At 61.1% G+C, this 21,749-nt stretch carries 16 protein-coding genes; all 16 read right to left on the reverse strand.

Features of this window, described 5'->3' with window-relative positions:
* Positions 1-175: 175 nt before the first annotated feature.
* The 16 genes from mdoH to hutU all read right to left on the reverse strand — a co-directional run bounded on the left by mdoH (position 176) and on the right by hutU (position 21,633).
* On the reverse strand, positions 176-2,746 hold the full coding sequence (gene mdoH / locus ACM6IK_RS22515) for a glucans biosynthesis glucosyltransferase MdoH (RefSeq protein WP_414876055.1): 2,571 nt from the start codon (positions 2,744-2,746) through the stop codon (positions 176-178).
* Positions 2,739-4,553, reverse strand: a complete 1,815-nt coding sequence (locus tag ACM6IK_RS22520; protein WP_414876056.1) for a glucan biosynthesis protein G — start codon at positions 4,551-4,553, stop codon at positions 2,739-2,741. Before ACM6IK_RS22520 ends, mdoH begins: the two co-directional genes overlap by 8 nt.
* A gap of 321 nt (positions 4,554-4,874) precedes the next feature.
* Entirely contained in the window at positions 4,875-5,312 is a 438-nt protein-coding gene (dtd, locus tag ACM6IK_RS22525; protein ID WP_414876057.1) for a D-aminoacyl-tRNA deacylase, read from the reverse strand.
* Positions 5,309-6,280 (reverse strand): prolyl aminopeptidase, encoded by a 972-nt coding sequence (gene pip, locus ACM6IK_RS22530; RefSeq protein WP_414876058.1) that lies wholly within the window; start codon positions 6,278-6,280, stop codon positions 5,309-5,311. Before pip ends, dtd begins: the two co-directional genes overlap by 4 nt.
* Before the next feature lie 104 nt (positions 6,281-6,384).
* Positions 6,385-7,290: an alpha/beta hydrolase gene (locus ACM6IK_RS22535; protein ID WP_414876059.1), complete on the reverse strand. Its 906-nt coding sequence runs from the start codon at positions 7,288-7,290 to the stop codon at positions 6,385-6,387.
* 154 nt (positions 7,291-7,444) lie between these two features.
* The gene (locus tag ACM6IK_RS22540) at positions 7,445-8,401 is read right to left on the reverse strand and encodes a choline ABC transporter substrate-binding protein (protein WP_414876060.1); all 957 of its coding nucleotides are present in this window, start codon (positions 8,399-8,401) and stop codon (positions 7,445-7,447) included.
* 237 nt (positions 8,402-8,638) lie between these two features.
* Positions 8,639-9,442, reverse strand: a complete 804-nt coding sequence (gene hutG / locus ACM6IK_RS22545; RefSeq protein ID WP_414876061.1) for an N-formylglutamate deformylase — start codon at positions 9,440-9,442, stop codon at positions 8,639-8,641.
* Between the two features lie 10 nt (positions 9,443-9,452).
* A complete protein-coding gene (hutI, locus tag ACM6IK_RS22550; RefSeq protein ID WP_414876062.1) occupies positions 9,453-10,658 on the reverse strand; it encodes an imidazolonepropionase in 1,206 nt (401 codons plus the stop codon).
* Between the two features lie 17 nt (positions 10,659-10,675).
* Positions 10,676-12,082, reverse strand: a complete 1,407-nt coding sequence (locus ACM6IK_RS22555; RefSeq protein WP_414876063.1) for an amino acid permease — start codon at positions 12,080-12,082, stop codon at positions 10,676-10,678.
* A 110-nt stretch (positions 12,083-12,192) separates the two neighbouring features.
* Positions 12,193-13,725, reverse strand: coding sequence for a histidine ammonia-lyase (gene hutH, locus ACM6IK_RS22560; protein WP_414876064.1), 1,533 nt, complete (start codon positions 13,723-13,725; stop codon positions 12,193-12,195).
* 113 nt (positions 13,726-13,838) lie between these two features.
* Positions 13,839-15,362: a histidine ammonia-lyase gene (hutH, locus tag ACM6IK_RS22565; protein WP_414876065.1), complete on the reverse strand. Its 1,524-nt coding sequence runs from the start codon at positions 15,360-15,362 to the stop codon at positions 13,839-13,841.
* Positions 15,363-15,512: 150 nt separating this feature from the next.
* Positions 15,513-16,343: a quaternary amine ABC transporter ATP-binding protein gene (locus ACM6IK_RS22570; protein ID WP_414876066.1), complete on the reverse strand. Its 831-nt coding sequence runs from the start codon at positions 16,341-16,343 to the stop codon at positions 15,513-15,515.
* Entirely contained in the window at positions 16,340-17,191 is an 852-nt protein-coding gene (locus ACM6IK_RS22575) for an ABC transporter permease (RefSeq protein ID WP_103396924.1), read from the reverse strand. The genes ACM6IK_RS22570 and ACM6IK_RS22575 overlap by 4 nt, the downstream gene beginning before the upstream one ends.
* 70 nt (positions 17,192-17,261) lie before the next feature.
* Positions 17,262-18,230 (reverse strand): ABC transporter substrate-binding protein, encoded by a 969-nt coding sequence (locus tag ACM6IK_RS22580; RefSeq protein ID WP_108216208.1) that lies wholly within the window; start codon positions 18,228-18,230, stop codon positions 17,262-17,264.
* Positions 18,231-18,299: 69 nt separating this feature from the next.
* Positions 18,300-19,772, reverse strand: a complete 1,473-nt coding sequence (locus ACM6IK_RS22585; RefSeq protein ID WP_414876067.1) for a purine-cytosine permease family protein — start codon at positions 19,770-19,772, stop codon at positions 18,300-18,302.
* Positions 19,773-19,950: 178 nt separating this feature from the next.
* Positions 19,951-21,633 carry a urocanate hydratase gene (gene hutU, locus ACM6IK_RS22590; RefSeq protein ID WP_414876068.1) on the reverse strand — a complete coding sequence of 561 codons (1,683 nt, stop codon included), beginning with the start codon at positions 21,631-21,633 and terminating at the stop codon, positions 19,951-19,953.
* Positions 21,634-21,749 lie beyond the last annotated feature (116 nt).

Consider the following 21,749-nt stretch of genomic DNA (forward strand, 5'->3'; position numbering starts at 1 on the left):
CTCGGCCTACTAAAGACCGAGGTGATGCCTTCGCGGGCAGGCCCACACACTGACCTGCTCGACCATAATATCTGTGCCAGGCACTACCCCCTGTGGGAGCGAGCCTGCTCGCGATGGGAGCGACGCGGTATAACTTTTGAAGCCATAAAAAAACCCGCTTTCGCGGGTTTTTTCATTACGCCACCTGAGGCTGCACACTCATCGGCTTGAGCGGCAGCAGCGGTGCATGGGGGTCGGCCTTGACCGACTTGCGCCATGCGCCCAGCCACTCGGCGTGGCCTTCGCTCCAGACCTGCTCATGCAGGCGGGCCAAGGCCACCGGGTCGCTCAGCAGTTGCACACGCTCGTTGTTGGTCAAGCCTTCAGGTCCGGCTTTCATCGCGTGGCGCACCCGCTCGTTGCGCAACCATTCGATCGGCTCGGCCTGACGGTGACGCGAGGTCGCCAGCGAGCACGCCAGGGCGTTCTGCTGTGGATCGACCACCGAACGGACGAAGCCGTCGTTCAGCGCGTGCCAGCGGTTTTCGTGGGTGTACTGGTCGGTGGCCAGCAACGCCTGCGGCGGATTGTATTCCTCAGGGATCAGGAACAGGCTCTCGTCACGGGACTTGAGGCCCAGGCCAACGCGACTGGAGATCACCGACACCGGAATCGACAGCATCAACGAGCCGACGATCGGCACCAGCCACCACAGGAAGCTCGGGTTCAGCCAGATCACCAGCATGGCCCAGAAGAAGCCCAGCAGGGTTTGCGGGCCGTGGCGCTTGACCGCTTCGCTCCACGGCGTGGAGTCGTCGTCACGTTGCGGCGAGTTCCAGGTCGCGGCCCAGCCGAGGAACGCAGCGAGGACAAAACGGGTGTGGAAGATCATCCGCACCGGCGCCAGCAGCATGGAGAACAGCATCTCCAGCAGCATCGACAGGGTCACCTTGAACTTGCCGCCGAACTCTTTCGCACCCTTGGCCCAGATCAGGATGATGCTCAACAGTTTCGGCAGGAACAGCAGCACGATGGTGGTCGAGAACAGCGCAATCGCCTTGTCCGGGTGCCATTGTGGCCACAACGGGTAGAGCTGGCGCGGTTCGAGGAAGTACTGCGGCTCCATCAGCGTGTTGACCGCCAGCAGCGCAGTCGACAACACCAGGAAGAAGAACCACAACGGCGCCGACAGGTAGGACATCACGCCGGTCAGGAACACCGCGCGGTGCACCGGGTGCATGCCCTTGACCAGGAACAGGCGGAAGTTCATCAGGTTGCCGTGGCACCAGCGACGGTCACGCTTGAGTTCGTCCAGCAGGTTCGGCGGCAGTTCTTCATAGCTGCCCGGCAAGTCGTAGGCAATCCACACGCCCCAGCCGGCACGGCGCATCAACGCGGCTTCAACGAAGTCGTGGGACAGGATCGCACCGGAGAACGCGCCTTTACCCGGCAACGGCGCCAGGGCGCAGTGATCGATGAACGGCTTCATGCGGATGATCGCGTTGTGGCCCCAGTAGTGCGACTCGCCCAGCTGCCAGAAGTGCAGGCCGGCGGTGAACAACGGGCCATACACACGAGTGGCGAACTGCTGCATGCGCGCATACAGGGTGTCCATGCCCGACGCCCGTGGCGCGGTCTGGATGATCCCGGCGTCCGGCGTGGCTTCCATCAGGCGCACCAGACTGGTCAGGCACTCGCCGCTCATCACGGAGTCGGCATCGAGTACGACCATGTACTTGTAGTCACCGCCCCAACGACGGCAGAAGTCATCAAGGTTGCCGCTTTTACGTTTTACGCGACGACGACGGCGGCGATAGAAGATCTTGCCGAAGCCCCCGGCTTCGCGGCAGACATCCAGCCAGGCCTGTTGCTCGGCGACACAGATATCGGCGTCATTACTGTCGCTGAGGACGAAGAAGTCGAAGCGGTCCAGGTCACCCGTGGCCGCGACAGACTCGAAAGTCGCGCGCAGACCGGCGAATACCCGTGGCACGTCTTCGTTGCAGATCGGCATCACCAGGGCGGTGCGCGCATCCTTTGGAATCGGCTCATTGCCGGCACTTTTACCGGAGATACGGTATTTATCGTGGCCGGTGAGCAGTTCGAGGAAGCCCATCAGTGCGGTCCAGAAACCAGCCGAGACCCAGCAGAACAGAATCCCGAACAGGATCAGGATGCTGGTCTGCAAGGCATACGGCAGCACTTGCGTGGCGGTTTGCAGCAGCGGTTGGTGCAGCACTTCGTCGAGGTCGACGAACGACCAGCCCTGGTACGGCATGATGCCTTTCATGTACCAGCCGGCGACGATGGTCTGACCGAGCATCAGCAGCAACAGAATGTAGCGACGGATCGAACCCACGGTGCGCCAGCGCGCAGCAGGCAACACCCGCTCGTCCTTCGGCGGCTTCGGCGGGTTGGTACGACCGGTCATCCGACGCCAGCCACGCACCAGAATGTTGGTGCGCCACGGCTCCGGCACGACCTTGGTCCGCCGGATCGGCGGGGTCGCCTTGAGGCAGACCCGGCCGTTGGCGTCGAGCACCAGCATTTCCGCGTCCTGCAGCTCCTCGGCGGTGCTCAGGGTCAAGCGTTTGCCGACCGAAGCCTGGGCGGCTTCGGTCGGGGCATCGAACGTCGATGACGACAGGCGTTCGTGCAATTCGCTGAAAGACTGGCAGCCCGCGAGTTCCGCGCGCTGCTGGTCGGTCATCGGCAGATGCGCCAGATACTCGGAGAGAGTTTCTGGCCGTACTTGAGAGTTACTCATCGGCAGGCAACTGATAGCTCCAGGTTTCGGTCAGGACTTCTTCAGTCGGCGCCGATTCCGGTGTGGCTGGGGCCGCGTCGGCAGCGGCAGGCTGCTTGGCGTCTTGATTGGCCTTGTCCTTGGCATCTGTAACAGGCTTCGCTTCGGCCTGCTTGGCCTCCACTTGCCTGGCTTCCTTGTCTGCTTTCTCCTGTTGCTTGGCGGCAACCTTGTCGGCCTTGGCAACCGACGAGTTCGACGACGGAATCGAAGTCTTGGCCAGGTCCGCAGGCACTATGTTCTGCACCAGCGCGGCACGCATCTCGGTGGACTTGCCCGGATCCTTGATCTTCATCCGCAGGGTCAGGCGCCAGCCCTTGGTTTCAGGGTTGAAGCGCACGCTGTTTTCCACCAGTTCGGCGTTGTCGCCGACGCTGACCTGGCTGCGAACCTCCGCATCGGCGGGCAATGCCGCCAGGGATGGGCCTTCGAAGTCCACCAGGTAGGCAACGCTGCCGTCCGGCTGACGAATCAGGTTGGACTGCTTGACGTCACCAGTGGAGCGCAGGGTCTGTTTGACCCAGGCGCTGTCCGGTGCGTGAATCGCCGCTTCATCCATGGTCCAGTGCATACGATAAGCGACATCGAGCGGCTGGCCAGGTTCCGGCAATTTTTCCGGATTCCAGAAGGCTACGATGTTGTCGTTGGTCTCGTCGGCGGTCGGAATCTCGACCAGGTCGACAGTGCCCTTGCCCCAGTCACCCTTCGGCTCGATCCAGGCGCTTGGGCGCTTGTCGTAGCGATCGTCGAGGTCTTCGTAGTGGCTGAAGTCGCGGCCACGTTGCAGCAGACCGAATCCGCGCGGGTTTTCCACGCTGAAGTTGCTCACGGCCAGGTGTTTCGGGTTGTTCAGCGGACGCCAGATCCACTCGCCGTTGCCGGCATGGATCGCCAGACCACTGGAGTCGTGCAGTTCGCGACGGTAGTTCAGTACCTTCGACGGCTGGTTGGCGCCGAACAGGTACATGCTGGTCAACGGGGCGATACCCAGCTTGCCGACCTTGTCACGCAGGAACATCTTCGCCTTGACGTCGACGATGGTATCGCTGCCCGGACGCAGGATCAGGCGATAGGCACCGGTGGCACGCGGAGAGTCGAGCAGGGCGAAAATCACCAGGTGCTTGTCGCCTGGCGCGGGCTGCTGGATCCAGAATTCGCGGAAACGCGGGAATTCTTCGCCGGACGGCAACGCGGTATCAAGCGCCATGCCGCGAGCGGACAAGCCATAGACGTGACCCTTGCCGACGACGCGGAAGTAGCTCGCGCCGAGCATGGTCATGATTTCGTCTTGCTTGTCGGCCTTGTTGATCGGGTACAGCACACGGAAACCGGCATAACCCAGTTGTTCGGTGGCCTTGGGATCGAACTGCACGTCGCCGAAGTCGAAGCGACTCGGGTCGTACTTGATCTCTTCGACGGTGTTCGCAGTGATTTCGTTGATTTTCACCGGCGTATCGAAATGCATGCCCTGATGATAGAAGGACAGCTTGAACGGTGTCTTCTGGTCAGCCCATTCAGCTTTTTCCGTCAGAAAGCGAATTTTCTGATAGTCCGCGAATTTCATGTCGCGGAACTCGTTCGGCAGGTTACTGCGCGGCGCCTCGTATTTCTGCGCGGCCAGCTCTTTTGCCTTGACCGATACATCATCCAGACTGAATGCCCAAAGCTGGCCGGCGCTGAGCAGGCAGAGCAGTGCAGAGCCCGCTACCAGGGCGCTGCGTAACCGTTTGGCAGACAATTTTGGTGCATTACAGGGACTAACAATCACGAGCAACCCTCGCCGAAAACAGATCAAAAAACCAACGGCCAGTTAAAGGGTCTGCTCGGTGTACGGTATGAAAAAACCGCCCTTGCAAACCACTCTTGCCAAGTTGGCGAGCATTGTTCCGACTCCGCTGGGGCGAAATGATTCCCCAATCGGATCCGGACAATTCTCTACCTAAGTCAAAATGGACCAACGAACGCTGATCCCCGTAGCGCGCGATTATCTAGTAGGCCGCGTTACAACGCATCAGGGGTAACAAAGTATTTATCGCGAAAAAGTCCTGTTTTCAGTCGAATTGAGCGTAAAAACTTGTTTCAAACGCTTTCAGGTCTGTAACAGGAAGGTTACCGGGCCATCATTGACCAGGTGCACCTGCATATCCTCGCCGAATCTACCTGATGCCACAGTGCCATGCACCTGTTTCGCTTTGCTTAATAAATAGTCGAATAGCTCCTCGCCCAGCGCCGGAGGGGCCGCAGTCGAAAAACTCGGACGCAGCCCGTTTTTAGTATCGGCAGCCAGAGTGAACTGAGAGACCAGCAGCAGCCCGCCGCCCACATCCGCCAGGGACAGATTCATCTTGCCCTCAGCGTCACTGAACACCCGATAGTTAAGCAGCTTATTGAGAAGTTTGTCGGCGCTGGCCCGCGTGTCGTCGGGCTCGACGGCTACCAGGACCAGCAATCCCTGATCGACGGCACCTACGACTTCGCCCGCGACCTCGACCCGCGCGCCGCGCACCCGTTGCAACAGGCCCTTCATGCTTCTTCAGGCGGCAGGTCAAGCAGGCGCCGGGCCATCTGATTGGCGGCGCGCACCAGCGCGTCGGTGATGCCCGGTTCGGAAGCGGCATGACCGGCATCGCGGATGACCTGCAGTTCGCTGTTCGGCCAGGCTTGATGCAGTTCCCAGGCGTTATCCAGCGGGCAGATCACGTCATAGCGACCATGGATGATCACGCCGGGCAAATGGGCGATCCTGTCCATGTTGCGGATCAACTGGTTCGGTTCCAGGAAGGCGTGGTTGCTGAAGTAGTGGCATTCGATACGGGCAATCGACAATGCACGTTGTGGCTCGGAGAAGCGATCCACTACCAGCGGGTTAGGACGCAGGGTCGCGGTGCGGCCCTCCCAGGTGGACCAGGCCTTGGCCGCGTGCATCTGGGCAATCTGGTCGTTACCGACCAGACGCTTGTGGAACGCGGTAAGCAAGTCGTTGCGCTCGTCCAGAGGGATGGGCGCGATGTAGTCCTGCCAGTAATCGGGGAACAGGCGGCTGGCGCCGGACTGGTAGAACCATTCGATTTCCTGCGGACGGCAGAGAAAGATCCCGCGCAGGATCAGACCGTGTACACGTTCAGGATGGGTTTGTGCATAGGCCAGCGCCAGGGTCGAACCCCATGAGCCGCCAAAAAGTACCCACTTGTCGATGCCCAAGTGCTGGCGAATCCGCTCAAGGTCGGCGACCAGGTCCCAGGTGGTGTTGTTTTCCAGGCTGGCGTGGGGGGTGGAGCGACCGCAACCGCGCTGATCGAACGTGACAATGCGATAGAGATTGGGATCGAAGAAGCAACGACTCTGGGCATCACATCCGGCACCGGGACCACCATGGATGAACACCACGGGCAAACCTTCCGGTGAACCGCTTTCGTCGACGTACAGGGTGTGGGTCGCATCGACGGCCAGATCGTGCCGGGCGTAGGGTTTGATCTGTGGGTACAAAGTCTGCATTGCGCACTCCGTAAGGGGTCAAGGTCATCCCTGGGGGGACTTCTATTGTTCTGCCGTCCGGCATCATAAACCCGAATTACGTCAATGAGCATGCCCATGCAGAGTCAGAGTCTTGCCGACAGATATCCGAACAAGGTTTCGTACAGCGCATCGACCTCGGCTACCTGCCCGCGGGCTCGCAAACAGCCATGAACCAGACCCTCGCCGACATAGAGCGTGGTAGCCACGCCCGCAGCTTTCAGTCGCCCGGCATACAGCACGCCGTCATCGCGCAACGGGTCGAATTGCGCCACGGCGATCCATGCCGGTGGCAGACCGCTGAAATCCGTGGCGAGCAATGGCATGGCGTAGGCGTTCGGATGGCGGGTGCCTTGCAGGTAGAGCGCGTGATAATAATCGACGTCACTGCTGCCGAGTAACGGCGCGTCGATGCACTCGCTGCGCGACGGCAACCGGTGGTCGCCGCCCAACCCCGGATAGATCAGAACCTGCGCGCACGGCAGCGGCTCGCCGGCATCGCGCAGCGCCAGGCACAACGCCGCCGCGAGGTTGCCACCGGCACTGTCGCCGGCCACCAGCATGCGCGCAGGGTCAAGTTGAAGCGGCCTGGCGAGCAGTGCTCGCCAGACCTTCAGGCAATCATCGAACGCGGCGGGAAACGGATGCTCCGGCGCCCGGCGGTAATCGACGGCGACCACCCGTACACCCAGTGTCGATGCCCATTCGGCGCAAATGAAATCGTGGGAATCGAGGTCCCCCACCACCCAGCCACCGCCATGCAGGTAAACGATGCACGACGCACCACTGGCCGGTGGTTGATAGCAACGAACCGCAACACCGGCCAACTCGAAATCATCCACAGACAACCCGGCGGGGCGTGCCGGGGTAAACGCCCGGCACATCTCGCTGTAGGCCTGGCGCAACCCGGTGATACTGCTGTCGGTGCTGTTGAAGCTGACGGTTTTCTCGACGAAAGCCGTCATTTGCTCGGAAAGCGGGTAAGGAGCCATGAGCCTGGTGCCCGTTCAGGGAGATGTGTGGTGACCACCCTGTGGGAGCGAGCTTGCTCGCGATAGCGGTAGGACATTCAAAATTGATGTCAACTGATACGCCGCCATCGCGAGCAAGCTCGCTCCCACAGGTCTTGCACGGAGCAGACAGGGGTCAGTTCTTCAGGCTGGCCTGAACCGTCGCCACGCCATCCTTGCCATCGACACTGCTGACACCCGCCAGCCAGCGCTGCAAGTCTTCGGGATGGTCACGCAACCATTTTTTCGCGACATCCTGAGCCGTCTGGCGCTCCATGATCGGCACCATCAACTGGCTTTCCTGAGCGGCGCTGAACGTGAGGTTTTCCAGCAGGCGATTGACGTTCGGGCAACGTTGGGCGTAATCCGGCGCGGTTACGGTGGAAACGGTCGCAGCACCTTCATTCGGGCCGTACACGTCTTCACTGCCGGTCAGGTAGGTGATTTTCATGTTGATGTTCATCGGGTGCGGGGTCCAGCCGACGAACACCACGAATTCCTTGCGATTCACCGCCCGCTGCACGGCCGCCAGCATCCCGGCCTCACCGGACTCGATCAGTTTGAAGTCCTTCAGGCCAAAGTGATTGGTTTCGATCATGGTCTTGATCGTGGTGTTGGCGCCACTGCCCGGCTCGATGCCGTAGATCTTGCCGCCGAGCTGATCCTTGAACCTGGCGATGTCGGCGAAGGTTTTCAGTCCGGCCGCTGCCACATAGTCCGGGACCGCGAGGGTGGCCTGGGCATCGGCCAGGCTCGGTTTGTCCATGACCTTGACCTGATTGGCAGCCACGAACGGTGCGATGTTTTTATCCATCGCCGGTTTCCAGTAACCGAGGAAGATGTCCAGGCGCTTGTCGCGGATGCCGGCGAAGATGATTTGCTGCACGGCGCTGGTTTGCCTGCTTTCGTAGCCAAGACCGTTAAGCAGCACATCCGCCATGCCACTGGTGGCGATCACGTCGGTCCAGTTGACCACGCCCATGCGCACGGTTTTGCAGGATGCGTCGTCCGCGGCCATGGCGCCGGCGCTCAACAGAGCGGTGCCGCAGAAGATTGAGAGACAGCGGGTGAACAGACCTTTGGGGCTTGTCATAGAGAGCATTCTCGTGCGGCAGCGGATTATTGTCGGGGCGGTGTCTTTGTGCACCGTGGCCAGAACATTACGCAGCAGACGAGCGGTAGAAGCGACCTGTGGCGACCGTGTTTTGCACGGAGGCGACTCATGTGGGAGCGAGCCTGCTCGCGAAGACGGCGTGTCAGGCAACTTGTATGCTAGCTGACCCACCGCTTTCGCGAGCAGGCTCGCTCCCACAGGGTTATGTGGCGGGGCTCAACGTTTGTAGTGCTTCTCGCCCCAGGCCAGCAACCCTTGCAGCAATTCCTTCAACACCACCCGCGTCGGCTCTGCCAGGTCCGGGCGATAACGGAACGGCTCGAACTCTTCCATGTACGTGCACTGCCCCAGCTCCAGCTGCACGGCGTGGATGTTCTCGACCGGGTTGCCGTAATGGCGGGTGATGTGGCCCCCCTTGAAGCGTCCGTTCAGCACGTGGGTGTAGTTGTCGTGACGCGCGCAGATCACTTCCAGCTGGGTCGCAAGCTGTGGATCGCAACTGGCGCCATTGAAGGTACCAAGGTTGAAGTCCGGCAGTTTGCCGTCGAACAGGTGCGGGATGATCGAGCGGATCGAGTGCGCATCGAACAGCAGCGCGTAGCCGAACTCGGCTTTCAGTCGCGCCAGCTCCTGCTGCAAGGTGCTGTGGTACGGCGTCCAGATCTGTTCCAGGTAAGTCGCACGCTCATCGGCAGAAGGCTCCAACCCTTCGCGGAACAACGGCACGCCATCGAACAGCGTGGCCGGGTACAGGCCGGTGGTCGCGCCCACGTACAGTGGCTTGTCGTCAGATGGACGGTTCAGGTCGATGACGAACCGCGAGTACTCGGCAGCCAGGGTGCTGGCACCCAGCTCCTCGGCGAAATCGTACAGCTGCGGGATGTGCCAGTCGGTGTCCGGCAAACTCTTGGCTTGCGGGATCAACCCGGCCTCGACTGCTGGCGTCAAGCGCACACCAGCGTGGGGCATGCTGATCAGCAGCGGCACGCGGCCTTGTTTGAAGTTCAGAACCTTATCCACAACAGATCTCCTACAGACTTGATTCGACGCCGTGGCGCACGACGCGTTTTTCCAGGTCACCACCCAGCCAGTACGACAGGTCGGCCGGGCGATCGATTTGCCAGGCGACGAAGTCCGCGACCTTGCCGGCCTCCAGCGAACCATGGGTGGCGGCCATGCCCAGTGCGGTGGCAGCGTGAATCGTCGCGCCGGCCAGGGCTTCTTCCGGGGTCATGCGAAAACAGGTGCAAGCCATGTTCAGCATCAGGCGCAACGACAGTCCCGGCGAGGTGCCCGGATTGAGGTCGCTGGCGATGGCGATTTTCACGCCGTGCTTGCGCAGCGCTTCCATCGGCGGCAATTGGGTTTCACGCAGGAAGTAAAAGGCGCCGGGCAACAGCACCGCGACCGTACCGGACTTGGCCATGGCGATGGCGTCGTCCTCGGTCATGAACTCCAGATGATCGGCGGACAACGCGTGGTAACGCGCCGCCAGGCTCGAACCGTGCAGCGACGACAACTGCTCGGCGTGCAGCTTCACCGGCAAGCCCAGTTCCTGGGCGGTGATGAATACACGCTCGACCTGCGCCGGGGAGAACGCCAGGTATTCACAGAAGGCATCCACCGCGTCGACCAGCCCTTCAGCGGCCAGGGCCGGCAGCATTTCGGCGCAGATGTGATCAATGTAGTCATCGGCGCGATCGACGTATTCCGGCGGCAGGGCGTGAGCGGCCAGGCAGGTGCTGCGCACGCTGACCGGCAGTTCGGCGCCGAGGCGACGGGCCACACGCAGCATCTTGCGCTCGTTGGCCAGGTCCAGGCCGTAGCCGGACTTGATTTCGATGCTGGTGACGCCATCGCGCATCAGGCTTTTCAGGCGCTTGGCGGCACTGGCGAACAGTTCATCTTCGCTGGCTGCACGAGTGGCGCGCACGGTGCTGGCGATGCCGCCACCGCTGGCGGCGATTTGCGCGTAGCTGACGCCTTGCAGGCGCTGCTCGAATTCGCCGCTGCGGTTACCGCCGAACACCGTATGGGTATGGCAGTCGATCAGGCCCGGTGTGACCCAGGCTCCGTTCAAATCATTGACGGCCGGATACTCGCCCGCCGGCAATTCACCGCGCGGACCGACCCACTCAATGTGCGCACCTGACGTCACGATGGCCGCGTCCTCGATGATCGAGTAGACGCCTTGTGCCATGGTTGCGACGTGACAGTGTTGCCAGAGAGTTTTCATCCTTGGCCTCCATTAGGTTATCGATGAGAAAAAACAGGGTCCTGTGTCACCAGGGCTGCCTGACCCGCCGCTGGTTTCACCCACGTCAGGTAAGCCAGCACCAGCAACACGATCCAGACCACGCCGACAATCAGCGCTGCCTGGGTGTCCGGGAAATAGCCGAGCACGCCGAAAATGAACAGCATGAAGGCAATCGCCGCCGCCGGCGCATAGGGCCAGAGCGGTACCGGGAATTTCAGTTGTGCAACCTGTTCGGCGCTCATGGACCGGCGCATGGCCACTTGGGTCACCAGAATCATCAGCCAGACCCACACCGTGGCAAAGGTCGCGATGGAAGCGATCAACAGGAACACGTTTTCCGGGATCAGATAGTTCAGCAACACGCCCAGCAACAGCGCGGCACTCATCACCACCACGGTCATCCATGGCACGCCATTGCGCGACAGGCGGGCGAAGCCCTTGGGCGCATGGCCTTGTTGGGCCAGACCGAACATCATGCGGCCAGCGCCGAAGATGTCACTGTTGATCGCCGAAATCGCCGCCGTGATCACCACGATATTGAGGATGGTGGCCGCCGAGCTGATCCCCAGCTTGTCGAAAATCTGCACGAACGGGCTACCCTGGCTGCCGATCTGCTGCCATGGAAAGATCGACATCAGCACCAGCATCGTCAGCACGTAGAACAGCAGGATCCGCAACGGTACGGCATTGATCGCCCGGGGCAGCACGTGCTGCGGGTCCTTGGCTTCACCCGCCGTTACGCCGATGATTTCAATACCGCCAAACGCAAACATCACCACTGCGAACGAAGCAATCAGACCGCCCATGCCATTGGGCATGAAGCCGCCGTGGTTCCAGAGGTTGCTGATGTCGGTCACCTGGCCGGGGGCCGAGCTGATGCCGAACCACATGATGCCGAAACCGCCCAGGATCATCGCGATGATGGCCGCGACCTTGAGCAGCGACAGCCAGAACTCCATTTCACCGAAGACTTTGACGTTGCACAGGTTCAGGCCGCCGACGATGGAAACGACACCCAGCACCCAGATCCAGCGGGAAACCTCCGGGAACCAGAAGCCCATGTAGATACCGAACGCGGTGACATCGGCCATGCCGACGATGACCATTTCGAATGCGTAGGTCCAACCGAGGATGAAGCCCGCCATCGGCCCCAGGTAGGTGCTGGCGTACTGGCCGAAAGAGCCGGCCACCGGGTTGTGCACCGCCATCTCACCGAGGGCGCGCATGACCATGAACACCGCCGCGCCACCAATCAGGTAAGCGAGCAGTACCGCAGGCCCGGCCATTTGAATGGCCGAGGCAGATCCATAAAACAGCCCGGTGCCGATCGCCGACCCCAGCGCCATGAAGCGAATATGTCGGGCAGAGAGCCCGCGTTTCAAACCCTTTTCCGGCTGTTGCATTTCTCGTCCCTAGTTATTGTTATGCGACGCAAAATCGAATCGCGAGCGAGCTCGCTCCCACATAGGATTGCACGAATCCTGTGGGAGCGAGCCTGCTCGCGAAGGGGCCATTACAGGCTAGGCAAAAGCTTGGTCGTGATCAGCTCGTTCAGGCAACGCGAGGCCAACAATTCAGTCGCCGCATTGATGTCCGGCGCGAAGAAGCGGTCTTTCTCATAGAAAGGCACTTCGTTACGCAGAATGGCACGGGCCTTTTCCAGTTTTGGCGAAGTTTTCAGACCGTTGCGCAAATCCAGACCCTGAGCCGCTGCCAGCCATTCTACGGCGAGAATCCCGCGGGTGTTCTCGGCCATTTCCCACAGACGCTTGCCAGCCGCCGGCGCCATCGATACGTGGTCTTCCTGGTTGGCGGAAGTCGGCAGGCTGTCCACCGAATGCGGATGGGACAGGGCCTTGTTCTCGCTGGCCAGTGCCGCTGCGGTCACCTGGGCGATCATGAAGCCGGAGTTCACGCCACCATTGGCCACCAGGAACGGCGGCAGTTGCGACATGTGCTTGTCCATCATCAGCGAGATACGGCGTTCGCTCAGGGAACCGATTTCAGCGATGGCCAGCGCCATGTTGTCAGCGGCCATGGCCACCGGCTCAGCGTGGAAGTTACCACCGGAGATCACATCACCTTCAGCGGCGAACACCAACGGGTTGTCCGATACGGCGTTAGCTTCGATGGCCAACACTTCGGCGGCCTGACGGAACTGGGTCAGGCAGGCGCCCATGACTTGCGGCTGGCAACGCAGGGAGTATGGATCCTGGACCTTTTCGCAGTTTTCATGGGAGTCGGAGACTTCGCTGCGCTCGCCCAACAGATCGCGGTACGCGGCGGCGGCATCGATCTGGCCTTTCTGGCCACGGGCAGCGTGGATGCGTGCGTCGAACGGCGAGCGCGAACCCAGCACCGCTTCAACAGTCAGGCCGCCCAGCGCCAAGGCACCGGCGAACAGGTCTTCACCTTCGAACAGGCCACGCAGGGCAAACGCGGTGGAGACTTGAGTGCCGTTGAGCAGCGCCAAACCTTCTTTGGCAGCCAGGGTCAGCGGAGTCAGACCGGCGACTTTCAGCGCTTCGGTGGCTTCCATCCACTCGCCTTTGTAGCGTGCCTTGCCTTCGCCCAGCAGCACCAGCGACATGTGGGCCAAAGGCGCCAGGTCACCGGAGGCACCGACCGAACCTTTCAATGGAATATGCGGGTAAACCTCGGCGTTGATCAGGGCGATCAGCGCGTCGATCACTACGCGACGGATACCGGAAAAACCACGGCTCAGGCTGTTGACCTTGAGCACCATGATCAGGCGTACCAGCTCGTCGCTGATTGGCTGACCGACACCGGCGGCGTGGGACAGCACCAACGAGCGCTGCAGGTTTTCCAGGTCTTCGCTGGCGATGCGGGTCGAGGCCAGCAGGCCGAAGCCGGTGTTGATGCCGTAAGCGGTGCGGTTCTCGGCGAGGATCTGCTCCACGCAGGCAACGCTGGCTTCGATCTGGGCCGAGGCGCTGTGGTCGAGGGTCAGTTTCACCGGCTGCTGATAGACGTCACGCAGTTGGGCGAGGCTCAGTTGGCCGGGAATCAGGTTTAGCGCAGTCATTTTGTGCTCCTTTTGAGAGTTGTTGTTAACTCACCAGACGCTCCGGAGATGTCCGTTGTCCGTCGCGTCTGCCTTTTAGGGAGCCGCGCCTTGGCACGCTGGTGTTGTGGAAGTCAGTTCAGTTCTGGAAAAGCGTTGTGCAGCAAAATCGGGTCTTTCAATACCGCAGCAGCGGCGGCAATGTCCGGGGCCAACCAACGATCCTGATCGTAGGCCGGAACACGTTCACGCAGCAGGCGCCAGGCCGCATCGGTGCCTGCGCCGAAGCGTTGTTCTTTCAAAAATTCAAACGCCTGGGCCGCCAGCAAATACTCGATGGCAAGGATTTGCGTGCAGTTTTCCAGCGCACGATGCAGCTTCAGCGCGGCGTTGGTGCCCAGGCTCAGGTGATCTTCCTGCAGGCCCGACGTCACGTAGTTATCCAACACTGCCGGTTGCGCCAGTTGACGGTTTTCCGCGCACAGCGAAGCGGCGACGTATTGCACGATCATCATCCCGGAGTTCACACCCGGGTTGGCCACCAGGAAGGCCGGCAGGCCGCTGACGTGCGGGTTGATCAAACGGTCCAGGCGACGTTCGGCGATGGAGCCGATTTCCGCCATGGCAATCGCCAGCAAGTCCGCCGCCATTGCCACGGACTGGCCGTGGGGGTTGGCTTGGGACACCACGCGGTAATTGTCAGCGGTGCCCAGCACCAGCGGATTGTCGGTGGCGCCGTTGAGTTCGGTTTCGATCTGTCTGGTCGCATGCACCAGTTGATCGCGTGCGGCGCCGTGCACCTGCGGAATCGAGCGGATGCTCAGCGCGTCCTGGGTACGAATGCCTTTGCTCTGGGCGATCACTTCGCTGCCGTCGAGCAGTGCGCGCAGGTTGATCCCGACCTGTTGCATGCCCGGGTGCGGTTTGAGCGCGATGATCTCGGCGTCGAAGGCGTCGATTTGCCCGCGTTGGGCTTCGAAGCTCATGGCGCCGATCACGTCGGCCCATTCCAGCAGGCGCGTGGCATCGGCAATGGCCAGGCAGCTCAGGCCAGTCATGCACGGTGTGCCGTTGACCAGGCACAAGCCGTCCTTGGCGCCGAGCTTGACTGGTTGCAGGCCTTCTTCGGCCAGCGCTTGCTGCGCGGAAACGACCTGACCGCGATAGCTGACATTGCCGACGCCCAGCAGCGCGATGCCGATGTGAGCCATGTGGGTCAGGTAGCCCACGGAACCCTGGGACGGCACTTGCGGGGTGATACCACGGTTGAGCAGTGCCAGCAGTGCTTCGACGACCTGACGGTGCAGGCCGGACTTGCCGTGGCTGTAGTTGACGACGGCGGCGCACATGATCGAGCGGGTCTGCTCGTTGGTCAGCGGTGTACCCACGCCGCAAGCGTGGCTGAGCAAGGTGTTGCGCGACAACTGGCTGAGTTGTTCGTCCTGCAGCGAGACGTTGCACAGCGCGCCCAGGCCGGTGTTGATGCCATAAGCACGTTCACCGCTGGTGACGATGCGCTGGACGATGGCCTGCGCGTTTTCGATGCGCGCCCAGATCGGCGCCGACAGCTCAAGCTGTGCGCCATCGCGGGCCACGGCGACCACGTCCTGCCAGGTTACCTGCGCTTGGGTGATAACGATTTTTTCAGCCTGGGACATCTTCAACCTCTGCGTACAAACCTGAATTTTGATGCAGCTTTTCCGGCCTCATCGCGAGCAAGCTCGCTCCCACAGGTTTTGTGAACACCGGGGATCCCCTGTGGGAGCGAGCTTGCTCGCGATGGGGCCAGCACAGCCGGCACAAACCTTTTAAACCACCGCCGCCCGACGCTGCACAAAGCGGTCGACGTACTCATCCGCCGGCGAGTGCAGGATCTCTCTCGGCGTACCGACCTGGATCAGGCGGCCATCCTTGAGGATCGCGATGCGGTTGCCGATGCGCACGGCCTCGTCGAGGTCGTGGGTGATGAAGACGATGGTCTTGTGCAGAGTCTTTTGCAGTTCCAGCAACTGGTCCTGCATCTCCGCGCGGATCAATGGGTCGAGGGCACTGAAGGCTTCGTCCATCAGAATGATGTCGGTGTCCGCCGCCAGGGCACGGGCCAGGCCCACGCGCTGACGCATGCCGCCGGAAAGCTGATGCGGGTATTTGTTTTCGTAGCCCTTGAGGCCCACGGTGTTGATCCAGTGCTGCGCACGCTCGGCGCACATGGCTTTGCTTTCGCCGCGGATTTTCAGGCCGTAGGCGACGTTGTCCAGCACGCTCTTGTGCGGCAACAGGCCGAAGCTCTGGAACACCATGCTGATCTTGCGCCGGCGAAATTCGCGCAGGGCTTCCATGTCGTATTGCAGGATGTCCACGCCGTCCACCAGGATCGCGCCGCTGGTCGGGTCGATCAGGCGGTTGAAGTGGCGCACCAGGGTCGACTTGCCGGAACCCGACAGGCCCATGATCACGAAGATCTCGCCGCTGCCGATGCTCAGCGACAGGTCGTTCACGCCCACCACGCAGCCGGTTTCGGCCAGCACCTGATCCTTGGTCTTGCCTTGGCCGACCATGGCCAGCGCGTCCTTGGAACGGTTGCCGAAAATCTTGAAGACGTTTTTGACTTCGATCTTGCTCACGGTTGCGTTGTTCATTTGCTCACCTCATGCCGTGCGCGACCGTACGCCTGAGTAATGCGGTCGATCACCACAGCCAGAATCACGATCGCCAGACCGGCCTCAAGGCCACGTCCGACGTTGAGGGTCTGAATCCCCACCAGTACGTCTTCACCCAGACCACGGGCACCGATCATCGAGGCGATCACCACCATCGACAGGGCCATCATGGTGGTCTGGTTGATCCCCGCCATGATGCTCGGCAGGGCCAGCGGCAGTTGCACGCCGAACAGTTGCTGCCAGCGGTTGGCACCGAAGGCGTTGATCGCTTCCATCACTTCGCCGTCGACCTGGCGAATGCCCAGATCGGTCAGGCGGATCAGCGGCGGCGCGGCGTAGATCACGGTAGCGAAAATCGCCGGGACCTTGCCCAGGCCGAACAGCATCAGCACCGGAATCAGGTACACGAAGCTCGGCATGGTCTGCATGATGTCCAGCAACGGCATCAGCACCGAACGCAGGCGGTTGCTGCGCGCCGAGAGAATGCCCAGCGGGATGCCGATCAACACCGAAATGATCGTCGCCACCATCATCAGCGCCAGAGTCTGCATCAGCTTGTCCCAGAGGCCGACTGCACCCACCAGGAACAGCAAGCCGACGATGACGGCGGTGGTCACGACTTTACGGGTCGCGTGCCAGGCCACGCCCGCCACGATTGCCAGCATCAGCCACCAGGGCGCTGCACGCAGCAGGCTTTCAAGATTGACGATGGCCCACAACAGGGTATCGGAGATGTGCCGGAACACGTCGCCGTAGTTGGTGACCAGCGAATCGACCCAACCGTTGACCCAGTCGGCGATGGAAAAGGTAAAGCTTTCGGGAAACATAAGAGACTCTCAATCAAGGGGTTGCGATCAAGCATCCGACTGCCGTCGCCGGCAGTCGGAGAAGCCCGACCTACAAGGCCGCGTCGATTTTCTTGGCTGCGTCTTCGCTCACCCATGCGTGCCAGACTTCAGGATGTTCCTTCAGGAAGATCTTGGCCAGTTTTGGTGACTCGATCCGCTCTTTGGTCATGCGCCCCAGGTTCTGGTTCAGCAGGTCGATCGGCACGTTGACCTTTTCCAGCACGGCCACCAGTTCCGGCGCTTCGTCGTGGAAAGTCTTGGACAGGCCGACCTTGATATCCACGGTCTTGTTCACGCCTGGCTTCTCTTCGAGCTTGACCACGTCGACCTGGCCCATCAGCGGCGTTGGCGACCAGTAGTAGAACAGGATCGGCTCGCCACGCTTGTAGCTCGACAGCACGGCGGCATCCAGCGCCGGGCCGGTGCCTGGGCGGAAGTTGGTGTAGGTGCTTTCCAGGCCGTAGCTTTTCAGCATTTCGCTGTTGTCCAGCTCACAGGTCCAACCAGCCGGGCAGTTGTAGAAACGGCCCTTGGACGGCTCTTCGGCGTCCTTGAAGATCGCCGAGTACTTGCCCAGGTCAGCAATGTTTTTCAGGTCCGGCGCCTTGGCTTCGAGCTTGCGCTTGGCGTCGCCTTCGATCACGTAGCGCGGCACGTACCAGCCTTCAATTGCACCAACAACCGGCGCGCCGACACCGACGACCTTGCCGGCCTTCTCGGCCTTGTTCCAGACTTCGCTGCGGCCGACCCACTCCTCGGCAAACACTTGAATATCGTTGCTGCTCAGGGCGTTTTCCATGGTGATGGAGTTACCCGGCAGGCTGTCGGTCTTGCAGTCGTAGCCTTTCTCCAGCACGACTTGCAGCACGTCGGTCAAGAGCATGGCGCTTTCCCAGTTCAGGCCGGCAAATTTCACCGGTTTGCCCGACTCGCACCAACCCGCCGCCTGAGTGGCGCCGGCGCTGGCCAGCAGGCCCATGGAAAGCAATGCGGTCAGCAGGGTCTTGTTCGATTTCATTGTTGTGACGCTCCTAATCATGAGTTGGCTTACGGCAGTCAAGAGGCATCCAGCCCTGTCCACGTCCAATCAGGCCTGCGCCGCAGCGCGACCGGCTCCGCTTTTTTCAGGTTGTACAACACTGTCCTGCTCGACCGGCAGAATCAGATGATCGGGCACTGTGCCGTGCCATTTTTTCGCACACAGGTAATACAGGGCGGCGGGCAGCACCAGACCGATGATCCAGGAAATATCCACATCACCCAGGGCCGCCACCAGCGGACCGGTGTAGAACTTGGTGGAAATGAACGGCAATTGCACCAGCACACCGAACACATAGACGCTGATACCGAGAAGGTTCCAACGACCGTAGCGACCGTTCGGATCGGCCAACGCCGGCACGTCATAGCGCTCGCGAGTAATGCAGTAGTAGTCCACCAGGTTGATCGCGCTCCAGGGCGTGAAGAACGCCAGCAAGAACAGGATGAAGGACTTGAATGCACCGAGGAACGAGTGCTGACCGAGCAACGCCATCAGGGTCGCAGCACCGACGATGACCAGCACGAACACCAGACGCTGCAAGCGCGTTACCTTCAGGTCACCACGGAAACCGCTGATGATGGTCGCAATGCACATGAAGCTGCCGTAGGAGTTCAGCGTGGAGATGGTGACCTTGCCGAACGCGATGCTGAAGTACAGCAGTGCAGCGGTGGCACCGGTACCACCCAGACCAACGATGTAGGCCACTTCGTGGCCGGCGTATTGCCCGTTGGCCGAAGCGGCAGCGAACACGCCGAGGACCATCGCCACCTGTGCACCAATGACCGAACCTGCGCCGGCGGCAAAAAAAGTTTTCACCGAGGAAATCTTGCTCGGCAGATAGCGAGAGTAGTCAGCCACATAAGGGCCGAAGGCGATCTGCCAGGACGCTGCGAGCGACACCGCGAGCAAGAAACTGCTCCAGCTGAAGTGGCGGATTTGCAACAGTGCGCCAACATCAACCTGGCTCATCAGACGGCTGAACAGATAAACAAATGCAATCACGCCAATGACACTGGCAACACGGCCGATCCAATGGATCACCCGATAACCGAGCACCGTGACCAGCACGATGACACTGGCGAAAAGAAGGATACCGACGGTGTCGCTGACGCCAAACAACTGGCCCAGCGCCTGGCCGGACAACACGGTTCCTGTTGCAGTGAAGCCCAGGTACATCAAGCAGACCAGCACGATCGGGATGGCCGCACCGTACACGCCGAACTGTACCCGGCTGGAAATCATCTGCGGCAGGCCAAGCTTGGGGCCTTGCGCCGCATGCAGCGCCATCACGCCGCCACCCAGTAATTGACCGATCAACAGACCGATCAACGACCAGAACACATCACCGCCCAGCACCACGGCCAGGGCCCCGGTGACAATCGCGGTGATTTGCAGGTTGGCACCCATCCACAGGGTGAACTGGCTTAACAGACGACCGTGTCTTTCCGCTTCCGGGATGTAGTCGATCGAGCGCTTCTCGATCAACGGTTTGTTGCCTGCACGTTCGCTGTTAACAGCCATGGGTCAACCTCTGTGGATTGTTCTGGGAATTCACGGTGAAACTGCTTGTGGGCTTTGCTTTCTGTGGGAGCGAGCTTGCTCGCGATTGAGATCTGTCAGTCAGCACAGGTGTTGAATGTGCCAGCGTCATCGCGAGCAAGCTCGCTCCCACAGGTAAAGCGGTACCACAGGTTTTGTGTTATTCGCCGGTAATCATCGGCAGGTTCAGCCCTTGTTCCTTGGCGCAGTCGATGGCGATCTGGTAACCGGCATCGGCGTGACGCATGACACCGGTGGCCGGGTCGTTGTGCAGCACGCGAGCGATACGCTCGGCCGCTTCGTCAGTACCGTCGCAGACAATCACCATGCCCGAGTGCTGGGAAAAGCCCATGCCGACGCCGCCGCCGTGGTGCAGGGACACCCAGGTCGCGCCGCTCGCGGTATTGAGCAGGGCGTTGAGCAGTGGCCAGTCGGACACGGCATCGGAACCGTCCTGCATGGATTCGGTTTCACGGTTAGGGCTGGCAACCGAACCGGAGTCCAGGTGGTCGCGACCGATCACGATCGGCGCGGACAACTCGCCGCTGCGCACCATTTCGTTGAACGCCAGACCCAGCTTGGCACGCAGGCCCAGGCCAACCCAGCAGATACGTGCCGGCAGACCCTGGAAGCTGATGCGCTCGCGGGCCATGTCCAGCCAGTTGTGCAGGTGGGCGTCATCCGGGATCAGCTCTTTGACCTTGGCGTCGGTCTTGTAGATGTCTTCGGCGTTGCCCGACAGTGCAGCCCAACGGAACGGGCCGATGCCACGGCAGAACAACGGACGGATGTAGGCCGGCACGAAGCCCGGGAAGTCGAATGCGTTTTCCACGCCTTCTTCCTGTGCCATCTGACGGATGTTATTGCCGTAGTCGAAGGTCGGCACGCCCATTTTCTGGAAGTCCAGCATCGCCTTGACGTGCACGGCCATCGATTGCTTGGCGGCTTTGATCACAGCGGCCGGCTCGGTCTTGGCGCGAGCGCGGTACTGGTCCCAGGTCCAGCCGGCAGGCAGGTAGCCGTTGAGCGGGTCGTGGGCGCTGGTCTGGTCGGTGACCATGTCCGGGCGCACGCCGCGCTTGACCAGTTCCGGCAGGATTTCTGCCGCGTTACCCAGCAGGGCGATGGAAATCGCTTTGCCTTCGGCGGTGTATTTGGCGATGCGGGCCAGCGCGTCGTCGAGATCGGTAGCCTGCTCATCGACGTAGCGGCTTTTCAGACGGAAATCGATGCTGACCTGCTGGCATTCGATGTTCAGCGAGCAAGCACCAGCCAGGGTCGCGGCCAGAGGCTGAGCGCCACCCATGCCACCGAGGCCTGCGGTCAGGACCCAACGACTTTTCAGGTCATCGTTATAGTGCTGGCGACCGGCTTCGACGAAGGTTTCGTAGGTGCCCTGGACGATGCCCTGGCTGCCGATGTAGATCCAGCTGCCGGCGGTCATCTGGCCGTACATGGCCAGGCCTTTGGCGTCCAGTTCGTTGAAGTGTTCCCAGCTCGCCCAGTGTGGCACCAGGTTGGAGTTGGCGATCAGTACGCGCGGGGCGTTGCTGTGGGTCTTGAACACGCCGACCGGCTTGCCGGACTGCACCAGCAGGGTCTCGTCGTCGTTCAGGTTGGTCAGGCTTTCGACGATCTTGTCGTAGCATTCCCAGTTGCGTGCAGCGCGACCGATACCACCGTAAACCACCAGTTCTTTAGGGTTCTCGGCGACTTCCGGATCGAGGTTGTTCATCAGCATGCGCAGCGGCGCTTCGGTCAGCCAGCTCTTGGCGGTCAGCTTGTTACCGCGTGCAGCACGGATTTCAACGTCACGAAACTTTGTAGGTTTAATGTCAGTCACGAAAAAGACTCCTCAGCAATCAATCCAAACCAACCCAGGCAGTGGGCGAGCAAGCCAATGGGCATCAGTGCACACCGGCGAATCAGTGGACGATGGTTGAGTCCTCGTGACTCATA

Origin of the sequence: Pseudomonas sp. IT-196MI5, from assembly GCF_949767415.1 — a bacterium.
GTDB lineage: Bacteria > Pseudomonadota > Gammaproteobacteria > Pseudomonadales > Pseudomonadaceae > Aquipseudomonas.

Coding starts and splice junctions, on each gene's coding strand:
- mdoH (WP_414876055.1), bottom strand. CDS start 2,746: ATGAGTAACTCTCAAGTACGGCCAGAAACTCTCTCCGAGTATCTGGCG.
- dtd (WP_414876057.1), bottom strand. CDS start 5,312: ATGAAGGGCCTGTTGCAACGGGTGCGCGGCGCGCGGGTCGAGGTCGCG.
- pip (WP_414876058.1), bottom strand. CDS start 6,280: ATGCAGACTTTGTACCCACAGATCAAACCCTACGCCCGGCACGATCTG.
- ACM6IK_RS22535 (WP_414876059.1), bottom strand. CDS start 7,290: ATGGCTCCTTACCCGCTTTCCGAGCAAATGACGGCTTTCGTCGAGAAA.
- ACM6IK_RS22540 (WP_414876060.1), bottom strand. CDS start 8,401: ATGACAAGCCCCAAAGGTCTGTTCACCCGCTGTCTCTCAATCTTCTGC.
- hutI (WP_414876062.1), bottom strand. CDS start 10,658: ATGAAAACTCTCTGGCAACACTGTCACGTCGCAACCATGGCACAAGGC.
- ACM6IK_RS22555 (WP_414876063.1), bottom strand. CDS start 12,082: ATGCAACAGCCGGAAAAGGGTTTGAAACGCGGGCTCTCTGCCCGACAT.
- hutH (WP_414876064.1), bottom strand. CDS start 13,725: ATGACTGCGCTAAACCTGATTCCCGGCCAACTGAGCCTCGCCCAACTG.
- hutH (WP_414876065.1), bottom strand. CDS start 15,362: ATGTCCCAGGCTGAAAAAATCGTTATCACCCAAGCGCAGGTAACCTGG.
- ACM6IK_RS22570 (WP_414876066.1), bottom strand. CDS start 16,343: ATGAACAACGCAACCGTGAGCAAGATCGAAGTCAAAAACGTCTTCAAG.
- ACM6IK_RS22575 (WP_103396924.1), bottom strand. CDS start 17,191: ATGTTTCCCGAAAGCTTTACCTTTTCCATCGCCGACTGGGTCAACGGT.
- ACM6IK_RS22580 (WP_108216208.1), bottom strand. CDS start 18,230: ATGAAATCGAACAAGACCCTGCTGACCGCATTGCTTTCCATGGGCCTG.
- ACM6IK_RS22585 (WP_414876067.1), bottom strand. CDS start 19,772: ATGGCTGTTAACAGCGAACGTGCAGGCAACAAACCGTTGATCGAGAAG.